This window comes from Shewanella psychrotolerans (assembly GCF_019457595.1).
Taxonomy (GTDB): domain Bacteria; phylum Pseudomonadota; class Gammaproteobacteria; order Enterobacterales; family Shewanellaceae; genus Shewanella; species Shewanella psychrotolerans.
The window spans coordinates 1,805,589-1,822,750 of record NZ_CP080419.1; the positions used below are offsets into that span (position 1 = coordinate 1,805,589).

The following is a 17,162-nucleotide window of genomic DNA, read 5'->3' on the forward strand; positions in this document are numbered from 1 at the left end:
ATCCATTTGCCTTGAATGAGTTGCCAAAAAACACGCTGAGTTGATCACTTTCTTATGTTGATTGATATGATGAGAGCTATTCTCAACTGTATATGCAAAGCTTTTGTTGTAAGTAACAAAATGTATTTTGAGTTTGCGCCATAACCTTTGCTGAGTTAAAGTTGCTGGTAATTTATACAGTGTTTATTGAGTTATGATTTTATATATCGCAGAGAAACCGAGTCTAGGAAGGGCGATTGCCGATGTATTACCCAAACCATTAAAAAAGGGGGATGGGTTTATTACCGCCGCCAATGGCGACTGTGTTTCTTGGTGTATCGGGCACTTGTTAGAGCAAGCTGAGCCTGACAGCTATGATGCTGCTTATAAATCATGGAAGTTTGAACATCTGCCGATTGTGCCACAGCAGTGGAAGATGAAACCAAAATCTAAAACTCGCAGCCAGCTTACGGTGTTGCGAGGTTTAGTGAAGCAAGCGACTCAATTGGTTAACGCCGGCGATCCCGATCGTGAGGGGCAGCTGCTTGTCGATGAAGTCATCGCTCATCTTGGCGTTAAAGGTAACAAGCTTAATCAAACTCAACGCTTGTTAGTGAGCGACTTAAACCCAGAGGCGGTGAGAAGAGCCTTGGGACAACTCAGATCAAACCGTGAATTTATCCCCTTATCAACTTCTGCATTAGCGCGTTCTCGTGCCGATTGGCTTTACGGCATGAATATGACTCGTGCTTATACGCTACAAGGTCGTAAGGTGGGTTATCAAGGTGTGTTATCTGTAGGGCGAGTACAAACACCGTTGCTGGGGCTTGTAGTTCGTCGTGATGAAGCGATTGCGGGTTTTGTAAGCAAACCCTTCTATGAAGTGCTTGCCAATCTCGCGACAGAAAAGCAAGAAACATTCAAAGCCAAATGGCAGCCCAGCGAAGCATGTCGTCCCTACATGGACGAAGATGGGCGAGTATTGTCTAACGGCTTAGCCCAGAATGTGGTTGGACGCATAACAGATAAAAGCGCTCAGGTGACATCGCTTCAGAGTCGCGATAAACAGCAAAGCCCACCTTTACCCTATAGTCTTTCAGCCCTGCAAATTGATGCTGCTAAGCGTTTTAGTATGAGCGCGAAAGCGGTACTCGATACGTGTCAGTCGCTTTATGAAAAACATAAATTATTAACGTATCCTCGATCCGATAGCCGATACCTTCCTAAGGAGCAGTTTGTACTCGCGCCTAACGTGATTAATGCCGTGTTAAAAGGGGCAAGTGAATTAGTCGAAGGTATTGATAGGCCCGATCCAAAAATTAAATCTAAGGCATGGAATGACAAAAAAGTGGATGCACACCATGCGATAGTGCCTACCGAAAAGGTGGCGAATTTATCGGGTTTAAATCAGGCAGAGAAACAGATTTATCTTCATGTCGCTAGACAATACCTCGCGCAGTTTTATCCAGTATATCAGTACCATGAAACCGAAGTTGAAGTTGAAATAGAGAAGGGGCGGTTTAAGACTAAAGCGAAGCAAGAGAAGTCTCTAGGCTGGAAACAGCTGTTTCCAAAGGCAAATAATAGCGCTTCACAACAAGATAATGACGGGGATGATTTACAATCGCTTCCATCACTGATTGAGGGACAAATGTTACATTCGGGTCAAGGCGAGTTGGTCGAGAAGCATACTCAGCCGCCGAAAGCGTTTACTGATGCGACCTTACTCGCTGCGATGACGGGCATTAGCCGTTATGTGACTAATCCTGAGATCCGTAAGATCCTTAAAGACACCGACGGCTTAGGTACCGAAGCAACGCGAGCTGGCATCATTGAGCTGTTATTCAAACGAGGTTTTTTGGTGCGCCAAGGTAAAGCTATCGTGTCGACAGAGGTGGGCAAGGGGCTGATTAATAGCTTGCCTGAATCTACGACTACGCCCGATATGACAGCGTTATGGGAAAGTCACTTAGATGCCATTTGCCGTAAGGAAGCGAAATATCAGAGTTTTATGCAGCCATTAATCGAATCATTAACAGAGCTCGTCACCCAAGCAGGATCCCAGTTGCCAACATCATTACAGGGGGTCAAGGCGCCACAAGGGCAATTTAAGAAGCGTCGCTATTCGCAAAAGAAGAAGGTGACTAAATCGGCAAAAAATAGCTAAACGATTAAAGTTAATCGTCAGTGTGATCCGTTAACCACATTTTTGACTGCTATATGAGATGCAGCGTCAAAGCGTGTGGGGGGATTTTAATCGATAGCTAGGTTATTCTATGTCTCGATATTGATTACTTAACGGATCATATTGAAATCCGGCTGCACTGAGTTTTTGTTCTAACAGTTCACTTGGAATATCAAGTTGGTAAAATAGTGCCTGCTTATTCTGGCAGTTCAGCCTAAGCTGTTCATTAACTATACCCACAAGGATATCACCACTTAATTGAGTCAATTGGTAGTCCATTAACGTTGCCCTAGGTAATCGCTATTTTATTTAGGTTTAGCGCAGATCGGTGAGTGTTTCCAATATTTGATTATTAAGATTGCATCGAGGTCGCAAGTATACTCGCGTACTCGATGCTTTTACTCATTGCTATTATTGATGGGATGCTGAACTCTGTTCCTGTCAATTAGGTGAGCAAGCTTATCTAAGTATCTTACTGCGATTGAGTGCGATCAGTTTATCTAAAATATGTTCACCATCCATACGAATACCGTTGTGCTCATATTCTGAGGTGAGCCAGTATTTGAGATTGTTTATCTGCGCTGCGGTTTCTAGGCTATAACTCATCTCGACAAACATATCTTCACTGTAAATTGCGGCAGCGACAGGCACTTGATTTTTAATTAATTTATCTATGTCGTATAGCATAGGCCAGTCAGCTTTTTCTGCGATAAGATGAGCGGCATGTTTTAGTGGTTTTAAGTTGGTAAATTGCTCAAAAAACCAGGGGTAGACCATTTCGCCTGTAAACAAGAAGGGCTTATGTTGGTCATAATTAAACTCATCGTATTGGTGACGTACTCTTTGCGCTGCCCATTGAGAAGCATTTTGTTGGCAATAGATACTTTCGTGCAGCAGGGCAAAAATAGGATTGGTATTAAAGTCCAACAGTTGGCAGAAGTGGGCTAAGAACAAGGGATTGACCTGCATGCCTTGTTCGGTATCAATTAAGGCTTGTTCAAGCAGATAGTAAACCGATTCAGGTCCCTGTTCCATTCCGATATTGATGCCAAGCAGTTGCAGCATTTCGACGGTCAGCCGCTCACCAGTGGCGATCCGCACTTCGTTGTCAGTAATATAGCGTGCAAGTTGTTTAACCAGTTGCTGCGCATCGGGGAAACGGCTAAAGAAATCTTGGTTCTTAGCCAATACCCGTTTATAGGTGGCTTGGTACACTTCATCTGCTGGGCGAGTGAGTGATGGAATACCACCAGTGATATAGGCTTCTTCTACGCCTTGAGGTGCATCGTTCAGATATTTTAGTACGCAAAAACCACCAAAGCTTTGTCCTAGAATGCTCCACTTACTACCGCCGGTGAATTGCTGACGAATCACTTCAGCGTCTTTAATAATGTTATCGGCTCGAAAATGACTTAAATATTCAGCCTGTTCTGAAGGGGCCAAATGATTGAGTGATAGAAAGTTAATCGGTGAAGAAAGTCCCGTGCCACGCTGATCGAGAAGTAGAACGCGAAACTCTTGTAAGGCGCGCTTTATCCAGCCACTATTTGCTGCGGGTCTAACTGCGCCAAACCCCGGTCCCCCTTGGAAGAAGACTAAATAGGGGAGAGTGCTATTGACATGTTCTGGTGACACCAACTCACGAACAAAGACGGTTATTTTTTTTCCTTCGGGAAGTGAGTGGTCTAAAGGCAGCACAAAGTGGTGTTTAATGGCGTGAATGCCAGAGAGGGTCAGGGTGTTGGTCATTTTAAACCTTTTTGAGTTGGTTTTTATTCTTTGGGTGGCTTGCTTTTGCCTGATTGTATACAAAAAGTATTGGTCAAGATAGGTTATCCTAGATCAATCTTTTTGTAAGAGTTGTTAGTGAAATGACTCCGCTTATCGTAACCTATGGGCAGCCTGTAAAAACTGGAAGTAGAAGATGAAATATCAAATTGTGCCTGTCACGCCTTTTCAGCAAAACTGCAGTATTATTTGGTGTGAGAAGACTAAGCTTGCGGCCGTTGTTGATCCTGGAGGCGATATCCAACGTATCCAACAGCAGCTTGAGAATCAAGGATTAACGATTGAGAAAATTCTGTTAACTCACGGCCATATCGATCATGTGGGTGGGGCGAAATTACTGAGTGACGCCGCTAATGTTCCTATTGTTGGGCCTCATAAAGACGATGAGTTTTGGTTGAGCTCTTTGGCTGAACAGAGTAAACATTTTGGTTTTTTACCTGTCGAGCCCTTTACACCAGATCAGTATTTGCAAGCCGGTGACATTGTCACAGTGGGAGAGCAGAGTCTTCAAGTATTGCATTGTCCGGGTCATACACCTGGCCATATCGTTTTCTACAGTGAAAATGAGAAATTGGCGTGGGTGGGTGATGTGATATTTAAGGGATCGATTGGGCGAACTGACTTTCCTCAGTCTAGCCATAAAGATTTAATTGCTTCTATCACTCAGGTCCTTTGGCCGCTTGGTCGTGACGTCAGTTTTATTCCTGGACATGGACCCATTTCGAGTTTTGGTATTGAGCGTGAGCAGAATCCGTTTGTCGCCGATCAATTATTTAGTTAGTTTTAACGGCTAAATTACCACAAATTTAGCGCGTCGAGTTGGACGCGCTATCTGCCCTAATTCATTTTTTCCTGTTAATTTGACATCTTTTGCAACGTATTAATGTTGTTTTCCTTAGCAAAATTTTGCTACGTTAGGTATCTAACATCAGTTAAATATAAGACACACGGATATGTCTCATCACATAGAAGATCTCCTCTCTGGTTGGTTGGCGGCACCCGATGATGAATGGGTTCTAGCGGTGATCACCGATGTAAAAGGCTCTGCCTATCGTAAAGTGGGCGCCATGATGCTGATTAATTCGATGGGCAAGAGTATTGGCTTAGTGAGCGGTGGTTGCTTAGAGGCCGATTTAAGGCGACATGGACAAAAGGCATTACAGACAGGGAAGGCGATAGCGCTATGTTATGATGCTAGCGACGAATCTGATGCCAGTTATCAACTTGGTTGTGGTGGTATTGTGCAGCTTATGTTGGTTCCACTATGCAAAGAAAATCATTATCTGCATTTTGCTGAACTAAGTGAAGCATTAGTGCAATCAACTCACTGTTTTTATCAGCTGAGTCTTTGCACGCAAAGCGCGCCTCAACAAGCCATTCAAAGTGCCGTATTTCGTGATCAGTTCGACGTTGATAAAACGTTAAGTAACCTGCGTTTGAGTGACTTTACCACTGCAGGAATTCATCAAACTGATTGCCCGTCTTTAGTTATTCCCCTTAGAAGTCGATATCGTATTGCCATATTTGGTGGCGGATTGGATGCGCAGCCCGTAAGCCGAATAGCTCTAGAACTCGGTTGGCAAGTGAATGTCGTGGATGAACGCACGAGTTATGCCCGCGCCCATGATTTTGTTGGCGCAAAGGTGTTTAAACAGCCTTTAGAGAGTCTAGATGATGATTTCTGGCAGGGGGTGGATGCGGCTATTATTATGCAGCACAACCTTAAACTGGATGCCAAAGCACTCTCTTTGATACAAAAAAATGGCTGCGATATTGCCTATTTAGCGTTATTGGGCCCTGGTCATCGACGTGACAAAGTGTTGGGGTTGGCTCAGGTACAGCTCTCCGATATAAAGTTATTTTTTTCGGCTCCAGCAGGGCTTGCTTTGGGCGGTGAACTGCCACAGTCTGTTGCGTTAAGTATTTTGTCTGAGTGCCACGGCGTACTTCATGGGGCTAAGCTGGGCGCACTCAAAGAGGTAATGAAGTGAATAAGCCTAAGGTTAACATCATAGCGTTATTGGCTGCTGGTGAGAGCCGACGTTTTGGTGATGCAAAGTTGGCTCAGCGGCTCGATGGAGCAAGCTTTTATGCTGGGGACAAATTTGATGCTGCACTACAGTTTGATTCTTGCAATGAACCGACCTTAATCGGCGCGGTTTACGCTCGCTTACGCGTTGTTGCGGAGCGAGTCGGTGCGCATTTAGTTGTCGTCGTTGGTGGTCATCTAGAAAAGGTCTCTTCATGTTTGCCTGCTAACGCAGAATTTATTATTAATCCCGATTGGCAACAAGGGATAAGCAGTTCCATCGGCGCTGCGGCCAAGTTTGCTCAGACCGAGCAGGCATCATCGTTAATGATCGCGCTAGGGGATCAGTTGGCGTTAACAGTGGATGATTATCTCAACCTATATTTAGCGAGAAAGCAGATCGATACACGGGTCTGTGCTTATTATGGGCACACTTTAGCTGTGCCTGCTATATTCCATCGAGACGATTTTGATCACTTATTAAGTTTATCGGGGGATAGGGGCGCCAAGCCTTTACTCAAGCAACGTTATCAAGAAGGCAAACTTATCGCAGCGTTTATGCCTCGAGGTGCGGTCGATATTGATACCCCTGAAGAGCTTAAGCATTTTTTAGACGGTGACGAGATTTAAAACTGAGTGCAGCACTCATTAATCTATTTACTATCCCTGTCGTTGTAAGGGTTATCAAGGAGAACAAGATGTCCGACAACAAACTAGGACTGAAGATTAACGGCAAAGATTACAGTTTGGATGCCGATCCCAATATGCCCGTACTCTGGGCGATACGAGATATTGTTGGATTAACGGGAACCAAGTTTGGTTGTGGCGCTGGCTTATGCGGCGCTTGTACCATCCACATTGATGGCGAGCCAGCAAGGGCGTGCTTAACCAGCTTGAAGCAGGTTCAGGGTAAACAGGTCACCACCATTGAAGGGTTAGTACAAGATGATCTAAAGCAGGCATGGCAACAACATAACGTGCCGCAATGTGGTTATTGTCAGGCTGGCCAATTAATGTCAGCTGCGGCCTTGTTAACCAAATACCCTCAGCCTACTGAGGCGCAGATAGATGATGCCATGGTGGGTAATATCTGTCGTTGCGGCACTTATACTCGCATAAAATCGGCGATCCAGAGCGTCTCGGGTCAAACGGCTAGCACTATTACTAACACGCTTATTGAGCAGGAGGTTGAAGCATGAGTTCATTTACTGCTGTTCAAAATTTTAGCCGCCGAGATGTATTAAAGCTTTTTGGTGCTGCTGGCGGCGGGTTAGCGCTAGGTGCGAGTGGACTGAGCTGGAGCCCAATGGCGATAGCGCAAGATAAGGAATCGCGTCTAAATCTGTTTGTGGCTATTGGTGAAGATAATAAGGTGTATTTAACCTGCCATCGCTCAGAGATGGGGCAGGGGATCAGAACTGGGATCCCTCAGGTGCTCGCCGATGAGCTTGGGGCGAGTTGGGATAATGTTGTTGTTATTCAGGGGTTAGCTGATAAGCGTTACGGTAGTCAAAATACCGATGGCTCTCGCAGTATTCGTCGTGGATTCGACAAGATGCGAGAGATGGGCGCAATGGCTCGCACCATGTTAGAACAAGCGGCAAGCAAGCGGCTAAATGTGCCATTGAACGAGTTAAAAACCGAAGATAACAAGGTGAGTCATTCATCATCGGGACGCAGTTTAACCTTTGGAGAACTGGCGATGGCAGCATCTAAATTGCCACTGCCAGATGCCGCGACACTTAAACTCAAATCACCGCAAGCATTTACTCACATTGGCAAGTCTCACAAGATTGTTGATATGGACGATATCTTAACCGGAAAAGCGCTGTATGGTTATGATGTGCGCTTAGATGGGATGTTATATGCCAGTATTTCACGCCCTGCGGTATTGGGTAGCCAATTGACATCGCTTGATGATGCTGACGCGCGAAAAGTTGCTGGCGTGGTTGATGTTATTAAATTACCAGTGCCTAAAGGCGCGCCAAGTTTTCAACCCTTAGGTGGCGTTGCCGTGGTGGCCAATAATAGTTGGAGTGCGATCGAGGGGCGAAACAAGTTAATTACACAGTGGAGCACTTCAGGTAATGACACTCATGATTCTCGAGCGTATCTACAGGCGTTAACTTCTCGGGTTCAACAGCCCGGCAAGCTAGTACGTCAGCAAGGCGAGGAAAAGCAAGACTGGCCAGAAAGCGATACTATTAGCGCTGTCTATACCGTACCTTATCTTGCGCATGCAATGATGGAGCCTCCTACGGCGACTGCACGAATGACTCAAGATGGCGTTGAAATTTGGGCCTCGACTCAAACGCCTCAAAGTGCTCAGCAAACAGTGGCTGCAGCGCTTGGGTTAAAAGAGGAGCAAGTGATCGTTCATGTCACGTTGCTTGGCGGCGGATTTGGACGTAAATCAAAACCTGATTTTTGCGTTGAGGCGGCGTTACTGGCTAAACACACAGGTAAACCGGTTAAGGTGAGTTGGAGCCGAGAAGATGAGCTGCAAAATGGTTACCTACATGCGATTAGTGCCCAGTATTTTAAAGCCAAAGTGAGTGCGTCAGCGGTTGAGGCGATATTGCAGCGTACTGGCTTTCCCAGTATTAGCTCAACCTTTAACACTGCCGCTGATGAACCGAGTGCTTCGGAGCTCGATTTAGGGTTTGTCGATGTGCCTTTAGCAGTTAAAAGTTTGCGTTGTGAATCGGTTAAGGCAAGCGCACATACACGAATTGGCTGGATGCGATCCGTGTGTAATATTCAACATGGTTTCGGGATTGGCTGTTTTGTTGATGAACTAGCTCAAAAGCGTCAGCTGCCTACGCTGCAGATGTGGCGAGAGTTATTAGGCGAAGATAGACAAGAGACATTTGCGGATCAAGGCTTTAAATATGGCAATTATGGCGAAGATTTGACTCGTCATCCTGTCGATGTCGCTCGCTTTAAAGGTGTGATCGCAGCGATAGAGGAGGCGATGTTAAAACAACCTAAGCCGAAAAAAGGGCAGGGCTGGGGCTTTGCCGTTCATCGTAGTTTTACTGCATTTGTGGCAACCGCTACCTTGGTCGAAGTCAAAGATAAACAGCTGAAAGTGCTTAAGTCGATAATTGCAATTGATGCAGGCACCTTGGTTAACCCTGATCGGGTCAGATCGCAGCTAGAAGGTGGGGTGATGTTCGGCTTAAGCATTGCATTAATGGGTGAGATCAGTTTTAAGGATGGACGCGTTGAGCAATCAAACTTCCACGATTATCCGTTACTGCGTATGTCACAATGTCCCGACATTGAAACCTTGATTGTAACTTCAGATGCCGTGCCTGCTGGTGTGGGTGAACCAGGCGTTCCGCCTATTGCGCCCAGTGTAGTCAATGCCATTTTTGCGGCCACAGGGCAGCGAATAAGAGATCTACCGATCAATAAATTACTGTCGGTTTAAGACCCGCTATCCATTTCATTGCAGATTAAGCCAGTAAGAAAGCCTCTCTCTTGCTGGTTTTATCATCACTTTTGCGTATCTTTACTACAAATCTCCCATTTTGGTTACTCTAATAACATTTAATCTGGATTATTTGGGCTAGGTCCTATTTTTGTTTATCGTTTTGAAGTAATTTAACCAAAAATAATATTCCAATGTCATGAGGGGTCATACATGGAAAATCGTTGGCAAGTCGCTATTGCGGCCGGCTTACTTGCTGCTTTTTGGGCGGGAGTTGCCGATACATTTCATTTAGTCACTTGGATAGGCTTTCTCGCCTGCAGTACCTATTTCGCACAACCTAAAGTCGGCTTTCAAGGTGTGATGATGAGTTGGTTTACCAATTTATCGGGTGTGTTTTGGGCTTGGGTGGTTATTTCTGGTAGCAGTTTTTTCGAAACGCCAATCGTTGGTTATCTTCTGACGGGAATTGTTACTAGCTTAATGTGTTTGCAAGCTAGCTATCACAAACTATCCTTTATTCCAGGAGCTTTTATTGGTTGTTGTATCACTTTTGCTATGGGTGGTGATATCGCTAATATCTTGCCGCCGCTGATTTTAGGTGCCTTGTTGGGTTATAGCATGACACTACTGACTGAGCAGTTGGTATCATTTACCCTTAAAACCTTACCCGCTATTAAGTTGCGTTTAGTCAGACAGCAATAGTGCTGTTTGTATTATTTGGGCCTAAGGTACTTTACTGGTCTTCGCTAATTTAGTCTGAGAATAAGTGAGTTTTCATGAAAGCTATCGAATTTAGAAAGATAGATGCACTGATGATAAAGCTGAGCCTTAATGGTAAGTTCTGGGTTATCTGCACTATGGTTAGTGTGATCACCTTACTTGTCGCATTGATGAACCTCAATCAGTTAACTGAGTATACAAATGCAGGCTCACTCGCTCGAGCTCAGGCCAGTGTTGACGCTTATGCTCGTGTGGCTCAGCAGCAAAAACTTGAAGGGCAAGCGCTGAGTCAATTTGCTATGCAATATGGACTTCAAATTGCGACTCGAGCCGAAGTGGGGCGTAAAGGGGATTATGTCACCGTTAGCGCGCCTATTGCCGGACAATATCTGCAATACCGCGTTGATGTAACGCCTTGGGAAACAGACGTTAAAAGTGACGGCTGGTGGATGTTTTGGATAGCGTTATCCGCTTTATATCCGCTGTATCAACTCAGCTATTGGATCTCCACGTCTCTTGGTGGTGGGTTGTGGGATATGTATATTGCAATTAAGCGTTTAGCTGATGGCGATCTTTCATTTAGATTGAATTTTTTCGGTACAGATGATTTTAGTTTAATCGCCAGAGAGATTGATCGTAGTGCCGACAATATGAGTGAAATGGTCACCGCGATTGGTCATAATGCGGCGACGCTAGCTAAGGCTTCTGACGAGTTTAATCAACAAGCCCAGCAAAGTGATGAGTTGGCGCAATTCCAACATCAATTTCTTGATACGGTTGCCGTTGCGATGGATCAGATGACCGCAGCGATAGAAGAAGTCTCTCATAATGCGGCGAATACGTCTGATCACACAAAACAAAATTCAGCCGCAGCCGCTGACAGTAAGCTACGAATCTCAGATGCAGTGAGTCGAATTGGTCAACTTACTGGACAGATCGATGCCGCATCGAGCGCGGTTCACACACTATCAGGTAATGCTACCGAGATTGGAGCCGTTGTAACAACGATTAATGGTATTTCAGAACAGACAAATCTACTGGCATTAAATGCCGCGATTGAAGCGGCTCGTGCGGGTGAACAAGGGCGTGGTTTTGCTGTTGTTGCTGATGAGGTCCGAACCTTAGCGGGACGTACCCAACAAGCAACAGTAGAGATCCAATCGATGATCGAAGGGTTGCAAACCGGTTCAGGTGAATTATCGACTATCACCCATGAAATTGTTAAACAAGCGGAGTTAGGGAGAAGTGCGATTGAGACTGTCGGTAGTGATATCGACCAGATGGCAGATTCAATCAATCATGTGTTTGATATGAGCTCACAGATCGCAGCGTCAGCTGAAGAGCAGAGTGTATCGGCAAGAGACATCGCGATGCAGTTAAATGATATCCGAGATCAGTCGCAGACGATTAAACAGACGGCGGAACATTCAGTAGTGCTGGCTGCAGAACTTAAGCAATCTTCGCAAGCGCTTGAGGGCATCTTAGGACAATACAGTTTGAGTTAATCGATAGCGAATGATTGGTAATAAAAAAAGGTTCAATATCAGATATTGAACCTTTTTTAATGGTGATGAAAATAGCGTTACTTAAACGTACTCCAGATCGGTGCATGATCGGAGGGCTTATCAATACCTCGCAGCTCATAGTCAACATCAGACTCGATTAAACGTTCGGCTAATGAGGGTGTGGCGAGTACCACATCGATGCGTAGGCCACGATTGTCATCAAAACCTTTACTGCGATAGTCAAACCATGAGTAACGCTGGGTGCGCTCAGGATGAAGCTTACGGAAAGTATCAACGAACCCCCAATTTAACAGCGTATTAAGCCATTCTCTCTCTTCTGGTTGAAAGCTGCATTTACCTGTTTTAAGCCAACGCTTGGCGTTGACTTCACCGATACCAATATCTAGGTCTACAGGCGAAATATTGATATCGCCTATAATTGCTATATCTTGGTCTGCTTGCTGATGGTCATTAAGATAGTGCATTAAGTCTTGATAAAACTTACGTTTAGCAGGGTACTTAGTTTCGTGGTTGATGTTTTCCCCTTGAGGGAAATACCCATTGATAACCGTAAGTGGCCTTCCATTTTCTTGGGTAAAGGTGCCAATGATTATGCGGCGCTGAGCATCTTCAGCGTCGGTAGGAAACCCCTTTTGTACATTGACTGGTTCAAGCTTAGATAGCATGGCTACCCCGTAATGGGCTTTTCCGCCATGATAATGCACCTTGTAACCCATGGCTTCAACATCCGCTAAGGGAAATGCTTCATCATGCACCTTGGTTTCTTGAAGCCCAATGATATCAGGGCTATGGCTGTCTATCAGTGCCTGTAATTGATGTAGCCTAGCTCTTAGACCGTTAATGTTGAATGAAACGATTTTCAAAGTGTTGTTCCCTTACTACTATGATAATAATGACGACTAAAATACCGCGTTATGGCAGTACATGCTTAAATGGTTTTACGATCACTTTTTCGTAAACACCGGCCACAATATAAGGGTCGTTATCGGCCCATGCTTTTGCCGCTTCCAGAGAATCGAAATCAGCCACAACGAGAGAACCAGTAAACCCAGCTTCACCTGGATTTTCATCATCGATAGCTGGATGAGGACCTGCAATTAACAAACGTCCTTCATCTGATAACGCCTGCAATCTTGCAAGATGCTCTGGGCGGGCAGCTAGACGCTTTTCTAAACTATTTTCAATATCTTGAGATGAGATCATGTACCACATTATTTGAGTTCCTTTTTATGTTCATCGGGCATATGTTTATAAAGATACACCACAGTGATAACGGTGTTGATTAACGTTAAAGCGGTAAGGCCGAATACCTTAAAATTAACCCAAGTTTCTTGAGACAGGCTAAAAGCAACATAGATGTTTACTAGCCCACAAGCAACAAAAAAGAATACCCAATACCAAGTGATTCTAGCCCATATGTTGTCTTCCACTATTAGCTCTTTACCTAGCATTCCTTTAAGTATGGGTTTATTAATAAATTGACTTACAGCTAACGCGATAGCAAACAGCGCATAGACAACAGTGACCTTCCATTTTATAAAGGCATCATCGTGAAACACGAGTGTTAGCGTGCCGAAAAAGCTCACCATAGCAAAGGTGATCAAATGCATTTTTTCGATTTTTTTATACAAAATATAAGTCACAATAAGTTGCAATGCCGTTGCGGCGATAAGCGCACCACTAGCTATATAGATATCGAAAAATTTATATACAGCGAAGAAGATCACTAACGGCAGAAAGTCGAGCAGTTGTTTCATAGGGTCTTGTCATATACATATATAGGTAAAGTGCGTCGAGTGTAGCATGCCTACTATGGCCACAAAAGTGCTCCAGCGACGTGGGATAGTTATTTGGTGATGAAAGTCTATCGATGTGATATGTGTGTTCTAGTTAAGTAATGATAAGCTACAATCATTAACATTCTGAATGATCAACTTTTAACGGCCAATCAATATCGATGCAACTCCATGGAGACATGTTGATTATTCGATGGATAACGAATTGGTTTACATTGATACATCGGTGTTGTGATCGATTGTGTGATCAAACTGAGCCGTTACCTCTTTTTAGTCGATAAGGCTTTGGGTAATAGACTCTTGATTGATATACAGAGTATTTTATTGAGAACAAGGTATAAGCTATGATCGTGGAACTGAGTATTTCAGATCTGACCGTCGGTATGTATGTTGTCGATATTACTGTTCCTAAAGACAAGTTTACGCTGGCTCGCGAGACTTGGATTTCCGAGCAGAGAGTGATTGATGCCTTGAAACGAAAAGGCGTTGAAAAACTATTAGTCGATCCGACCAAGGCTAAAATACCGGTATCGTCAAAGCCTGCCTTATCAAAGCCCCACGCATTTAAGTCTGTCGTGCGAAAGCCACACTCGCTGAAGAGAAAGAAGCCCACCAACTTAAATAAACCCAGTAAACCCATAAAGCGTTCTTTGTTTAAAGAGGAAGTTAAACAAGCTAAGTTGCTGTTTGATGAATCGAAAGCCATTCAACAACGATTGTTTTTGGATGCTAGAAACGGTGTGCCCTTATCACTCGAGCCTGTGCAGGAGGTTACTAACCGTTCCATGGAAATGATTTTTGATAACCCTGATGCACTAGCCTGTGTGATCAATATTCGACATAAAGATCAATATCTTTTAGAGCACTCAGTATCGGTTTCCGTGCTAATGACCATCTTTGCGTTTTATTTGAAGATGGATAAAGAGGTGGTCAGTGAATTAGCCATTGGCGCATTTTTGCATGATGTTGGTAAGATTATGATCTCACCCAAAATATTAGATAAGCCAGGTCGTTTAACCGATGAAGAGTTTGAGGTAATGAAAACCCACGCCAATCACTCTATTCGAATCATCAAAGAGACGCCTAATATTAGTCTACTGAGTCTTGAAGTGGCTAAGTTGCATCATGAAAAGCTTAACGGTAAGGGCTATCCCTATGGCGTAGAGGCCAGCGAAATATCCCTCTATGGCAGGATGATCTCAATTTGCGACATTTACGATGCACTTACCGCTAATCGCTGTTACAAAGATGGCTATCCACAAGTTAAGGCGTTTAGTATTTTAAGAATGCTAGGGCAGAATAATGAGCTTGATGTTGATCTTGTCGATCATTTTATTAAGTGCATGGGGGTTTATCCGGTCGGCGCTTTGGTACAACTAGAGTCTAATCGATTAGCTATCGTTGAGAGTCATAACTTGAGCGATCCCATACGCCCTATGGTAAAACCATTTTATCATCTTAACCCCAATCATTTTGAAAGTTGCGAACATATTGACTTAGCGGCCATACCAGAAGACTTGATTGTAAAATGCGTTAGACCCGATGACTTTGACCTTAATATGGATGAGATTATGACGTTTTTATCTCACGAAGGTTGATTGTTACATTGAGCATTTATCACGCTATAAGCGATTATTGAATCGATAACGACAAGATCTGCAATTTGAATTGTCCAGACTGTTTATTACTAATTAAAAAACCAATATCACTTAAGTTGGCAAACTCGGGTTTATCACGATTTGGGAAATCTTGTCCCCTAAAGGTTTCGATAAATTGCTGAGGAGTAAATGACCAGTGTTGAACTTCACCTTTTTCTGTATCAAATAATGTTTTATAAGTGATTGCGCCATTATTTGTTTTAAGACGTAGTTGATACTTTTTACCATCCCCCAGAGTGCTTATCACTATTTTCGTCGCTTCATGTTCCACTAAAGTTTGTCGAGCGTCATCGGTGATCGCGCATGTGGTCGAGGCGAATCCACCGTTGTTTTCCAATGAAACATTGCCGATAAATTGTAAGCTGTAGCTTTGGGTTTCGCTGATGTGTTCAGAGAGATGGCTCGATGAACGTCCTCCCATCACGCCATCGTTGATAATGTTCCAACGACTAAAATGCTCTTGCTTAAGTAGATCGATTGCTTCCATCTCAGCTCCAACGCAGAAAAAGGGTAATGCTCATAAAAGAGAATAAATCCTGCTGATTTTATTCATTAGGCACACAATGAAATTGAGGGGATGGCTTGAAGCAACTGCTGTAAATCGCGAAACACGAAGTTCGCTTGATATTGATAACGCTTTGGTTTGTCGAAGTTAAGTAGTACAGATTGCATTCCCGCTCGATTGGCTGCCTCTACGTCATAGAGATGGTCGCCAACATAGGCAATTTTTTCGGGTTCAATTTGCCACAAATTAGCAATTCGATTAAGGCTCGTGGGATCGGGTTTCGCTGGACCATCATCGCGGGTGTAGACTAATTCAATTGGCAACTCATTACGGTCAATTTTAATGCTAGCAGCCAAGCGACTGTTACGGGTCACTATGGCCATCGGGATCTGCTGCAATAACAGAAAATCAAGTAGGGCTAATGCTCCGTTTAAACGAGTTGCATTGTTTGCATCGGTGAGTTCAGCTTGCTCTATAATATCCATTGCAGACTTGGCCTGAGCGATTGGCAGAGAGTCGATAAAGGTTAAAATATCGCGATCTAGTGGGCAAGCGATCGCCAGTTTTAGCGCCGTGAAGTCTAAGCTTGAGCTTACTAAGGTGCCATCGAGGTCAAATATGACGCCTTTAAATGTGTTATTAAACAGTTGCATCATCTCTCCTGGGTTAACTTGAGCGTTAACTTGCAAGTTTGTTTAGCTTTTTTAAAAACAGTGACAGCTCTGTTTGGTTAGGATAGTCGAGTAGATACTTGCCATGGAACAACAAGGTCAGCGTCACTTTATTGAATTGGATATAGCAAGTATAACCATCAAAATCGCTCCATGCGGTCACTCCTTGATAAACATAGGCGTTGTTTCCCTTTGTGCCTTTTGATGTGATTGCACCATAGGCGTGAAGTGCTCGTGTTAGGTTTATCTCGATGTTCATCACTTTTTACCCGTTAGGCTGCTTTAAAATTGCAGTTCAATAGAGGATTTACTGTTTTGATTTGTCTCGATCCCTATCATCTCGTCATAGGCCGTATTTAGCTCAAAAGCGGCTTGTCTTACTCCCATTAACTTCATTTTCGCTTTTGCTTGCTCGAGTGAGGGATACACTATCGGGCAATTTTGCTTATCGGTTAATTGGTAGAAGTTGCCATGTTTATCTTCCCCCCCCTAGCAGGTAATGGGTTGAGTCGGCTGTATTGATGATAGTGGGAGCGATCTGCTTAAGCATAAACTTTTGTTTTAGTTGATCGTGTGTCATCGATATTCTCCTGTCCTGCTGGTTTGCCTGTTTTGACCTCGACAGAGTGAGGTTAAAGCAGCGCTGAGGGGGATCAGTTTTGCATCGGTATTAGTACGGTATGATTAGAGATTAAGATCACTATTGTCGATAATCTTTGGCAGACAGTGGTATTTAACCTGAGTTTAGGTTGTTTATTGCACGTGTTACTGAAGGCGGAAATAGCTTGGTGCCCAGACGTTTAATCCTAGGCGTTTAATGCCAACGGCATAATGCCTGTCGTTGATAATTTAGTGGGTAAGGGCAT

17 protein-coding genes and 1 pseudogene are annotated in these 17,162 nt (G+C 44.0%); 9 read left to right on the forward strand and 9 right to left on the reverse strand.

The features are described from left to right. Positions 1-193 precede the first annotated feature (193 nt). Positions 194-2,146: a DNA topoisomerase III gene (locus K0I62_RS08015; RefSeq protein WP_220070935.1), complete on the forward strand. Its 1,953-nt coding sequence runs from the start codon at positions 194-196 to the stop codon at positions 2,144-2,146. Between the two features lie 102 nt (positions 2,147-2,248). Here the strand turns inward: K0I62_RS08015 and K0I62_RS08020 are convergent, their stop codons facing one another. Together K0I62_RS08020 and K0I62_RS08025 are read right to left on the reverse strand one after the other, a co-directional pair. Beyond that, positions 2,249-2,443, reverse strand: a complete 195-nt coding sequence (locus K0I62_RS08020; protein ID WP_220070936.1) for a DUF4250 domain-containing protein — start codon at positions 2,441-2,443, stop codon at positions 2,249-2,251. Between the two features lie 180 nt (positions 2,444-2,623). After that, positions 2,624-3,913, reverse strand: a complete 1,290-nt coding sequence (locus tag K0I62_RS08025; RefSeq protein WP_220070937.1) for an alpha/beta fold hydrolase — start codon at positions 3,911-3,913, stop codon at positions 2,624-2,626. A 175-nt stretch (positions 3,914-4,088) separates the two neighbouring features. Here K0I62_RS08025 and K0I62_RS08030 point away from each other — a divergent pair, with 175 nt between their 5' ends. From K0I62_RS08030 to K0I62_RS08060, 7 genes are all read left to right on the forward strand, one after another. Next, on the forward strand, positions 4,089-4,733 hold the full coding sequence (locus K0I62_RS08030) for an MBL fold metallo-hydrolase (RefSeq protein ID WP_220070938.1): 645 nt from the start codon (positions 4,089-4,091) through the stop codon (positions 4,731-4,733). 172 nt (positions 4,734-4,905) lie between these two features. Then, positions 4,906-5,943, forward strand: coding sequence for an XdhC family protein (locus K0I62_RS08035; RefSeq protein ID WP_220070939.1), 1,038 nt, complete (start codon positions 4,906-4,908; stop codon positions 5,941-5,943). Continuing rightward, positions 5,940-6,611, forward strand: coding sequence for a nucleotidyltransferase family protein (locus K0I62_RS08040; protein WP_220070940.1), 672 nt, complete (start codon positions 5,940-5,942; stop codon positions 6,609-6,611). The genes K0I62_RS08035 and K0I62_RS08040 overlap by 4 nt, the downstream gene beginning before the upstream one ends. Before the next feature lie 53 nt (positions 6,612-6,664). Beyond that, positions 6,665-7,180, forward strand: a complete 516-nt coding sequence (locus tag K0I62_RS08045) for a (2Fe-2S)-binding protein (RefSeq protein WP_350354801.1) — start codon at positions 6,665-6,667, stop codon at positions 7,178-7,180. Further along, positions 7,177-9,417 carry a xanthine dehydrogenase family protein molybdopterin-binding subunit gene (locus K0I62_RS08050; protein WP_220070942.1) on the forward strand — a complete coding sequence of 747 codons (2,241 nt, stop codon included), beginning with the start codon at positions 7,177-7,179 and terminating at the stop codon, positions 9,415-9,417. The genes K0I62_RS08045 and K0I62_RS08050 overlap by 4 nt, the downstream gene beginning before the upstream one ends. A 213-nt stretch (positions 9,418-9,630) precedes the next feature. Continuing rightward, positions 9,631-10,122 (forward strand): DUF1097 domain-containing protein, encoded by a 492-nt coding sequence (locus K0I62_RS08055; RefSeq protein WP_220070943.1) that lies wholly within the window; start codon positions 9,631-9,633, stop codon positions 10,120-10,122. Positions 10,123-10,196: 74 nt separating this feature from the next. Beyond that, positions 10,197-11,645: a methyl-accepting chemotaxis protein gene (locus K0I62_RS08060; protein WP_220070944.1), complete on the forward strand. Its 1,449-nt coding sequence runs from the start codon at positions 10,197-10,199 to the stop codon at positions 11,643-11,645. 77 nt (positions 11,646-11,722) lie between these two features. On the opposite strand, the gene xthA is transcribed toward K0I62_RS08060, so the two are convergent. Genes xthA through K0I62_RS08075 form a run of 3 tightly spaced genes read right to left on the reverse strand, consistent with a single transcriptional unit; the run spans position 11,723 to position 13,423 of the window. Further along, positions 11,723-12,529, reverse strand: coding sequence for an exodeoxyribonuclease III (gene xthA / locus K0I62_RS08065; RefSeq protein WP_220070945.1), 807 nt, complete (start codon positions 12,527-12,529; stop codon positions 11,723-11,725). Between the two features lie 49 nt (positions 12,530-12,578). Next, positions 12,579-12,878: a YciI family protein gene (locus K0I62_RS08070; RefSeq protein ID WP_220070946.1), complete on the reverse strand. Its 300-nt coding sequence runs from the start codon at positions 12,876-12,878 to the stop codon at positions 12,579-12,581. Continuing rightward, positions 12,878-13,423 carry a septation protein A gene (locus K0I62_RS08075; protein ID WP_220070947.1) on the reverse strand — a complete coding sequence of 182 codons (546 nt, stop codon included), beginning with the start codon at positions 13,421-13,423 and terminating at the stop codon, positions 12,878-12,880. Before K0I62_RS08075 ends, K0I62_RS08070 begins: the two co-directional genes overlap by 1 nt. A gap of 383 nt (positions 13,424-13,806) precedes the next feature. Between K0I62_RS08075 and K0I62_RS08080 the strand changes: the two genes are divergently transcribed. Continuing rightward, entirely contained in the window at positions 13,807-15,060 is a 1,254-nt protein-coding gene (locus K0I62_RS08080) for a cyclic di-GMP phosphodiesterase (protein WP_220070948.1), read from the forward strand. A gap of 34 nt (positions 15,061-15,094) precedes the next feature. Here K0I62_RS08080 and K0I62_RS08085 read toward each other — a convergent pair whose 3' ends face one another. From K0I62_RS08085 to K0I62_RS19335, 4 genes and pseudogenes are all read right to left on the reverse strand, one after another. After that, entirely contained in the window at positions 15,095-15,607 is a 513-nt protein-coding gene (locus K0I62_RS08085; RefSeq protein WP_220070949.1) for a CIA30 family protein, read from the reverse strand. Between the two features lie 65 nt (positions 15,608-15,672). Continuing rightward, a complete protein-coding gene (locus tag K0I62_RS08090; protein WP_220070950.1) occupies positions 15,673-16,314 on the reverse strand; it encodes an HAD family hydrolase in 642 nt (213 codons plus the stop codon). Further along, the gene (locus K0I62_RS08095; RefSeq protein ID WP_220070951.1) at positions 16,304-16,555 is read right to left on the reverse strand and encodes a DUF3081 family protein; all 252 of its coding nucleotides are present in this window, start codon (positions 16,553-16,555) and stop codon (positions 16,304-16,306) included. The genes K0I62_RS08090 and K0I62_RS08095 overlap by 11 nt, the downstream gene beginning before the upstream one ends. 23 nt (positions 16,556-16,578) lie before the next feature. Continuing rightward, positions 16,579-16,755, reverse strand: a pseudogene (locus tag K0I62_RS19335) (DUF6482 family protein); the annotation flags it as partial. Positions 16,756-17,162 lie beyond the last annotated feature (407 nt).

What these genes read in the sequence shown, in the direction of transcription:
- K0I62_RS08025 (WP_220070937.1), bottom strand. Translation starts at nt 3,913, where the DNA reads ATGACCAACACCCTGACCCTCTCTGGCATTCACGCCATTAAACACCAC.
- K0I62_RS08070 (WP_220070946.1), bottom strand. Translation starts at nt 12,878, where the DNA reads ATGTGGTACATGATCTCATCTCAAGATATTGAAAATAGTTTAGAAAAG.
- K0I62_RS08030 (WP_220070938.1), top strand. Translation starts at nt 4,089, where the DNA reads ATGAAATATCAAATTGTGCCTGTCACGCCTTTTCAGCAAAACTGCAGT.
- K0I62_RS08075 (WP_220070947.1), bottom strand. Translation starts at nt 13,423, where the DNA reads ATGAAACAACTGCTCGACTTTCTGCCGTTAGTGATCTTCTTCGCTGTA.
- K0I62_RS08095 (WP_220070951.1), bottom strand. Translation starts at nt 16,555, where the DNA reads ATGAACATCGAGATAAACCTAACACGAGCACTTCACGCCTATGGTGCA.
- K0I62_RS08035 (WP_220070939.1), top strand. Translation starts at nt 4,906, where the DNA reads ATGTCTCATCACATAGAAGATCTCCTCTCTGGTTGGTTGGCGGCACCC.
- K0I62_RS08015 (WP_220070935.1), top strand. Translation starts at nt 194, where the DNA reads ATGATTTTATATATCGCAGAGAAACCGAGTCTAGGAAGGGCGATTGCC.
- K0I62_RS08050 (WP_220070942.1), top strand. Translation starts at nt 7,177, where the DNA reads ATGAGTTCATTTACTGCTGTTCAAAATTTTAGCCGCCGAGATGTATTA.
- K0I62_RS08080 (WP_220070948.1), top strand. Translation starts at nt 13,807, where the DNA reads ATGATCGTGGAACTGAGTATTTCAGATCTGACCGTCGGTATGTATGTT.
- K0I62_RS08060 (WP_220070944.1), top strand. Translation starts at nt 10,197, where the DNA reads ATGAAAGCTATCGAATTTAGAAAGATAGATGCACTGATGATAAAGCTG.
- K0I62_RS08020 (WP_220070936.1), bottom strand. Translation starts at nt 2,443, where the DNA reads ATGGACTACCAATTGACTCAATTAAGTGGTGATATCCTTGTGGGTATA.
- K0I62_RS08055 (WP_220070943.1), top strand. Translation starts at nt 9,631, where the DNA reads ATGGAAAATCGTTGGCAAGTCGCTATTGCGGCCGGCTTACTTGCTGCT.
- K0I62_RS08085 (WP_220070949.1), bottom strand. Translation starts at nt 15,607, where the DNA reads ATGGAAGCAATCGATCTACTTAAGCAAGAGCATTTTAGTCGTTGGAAC.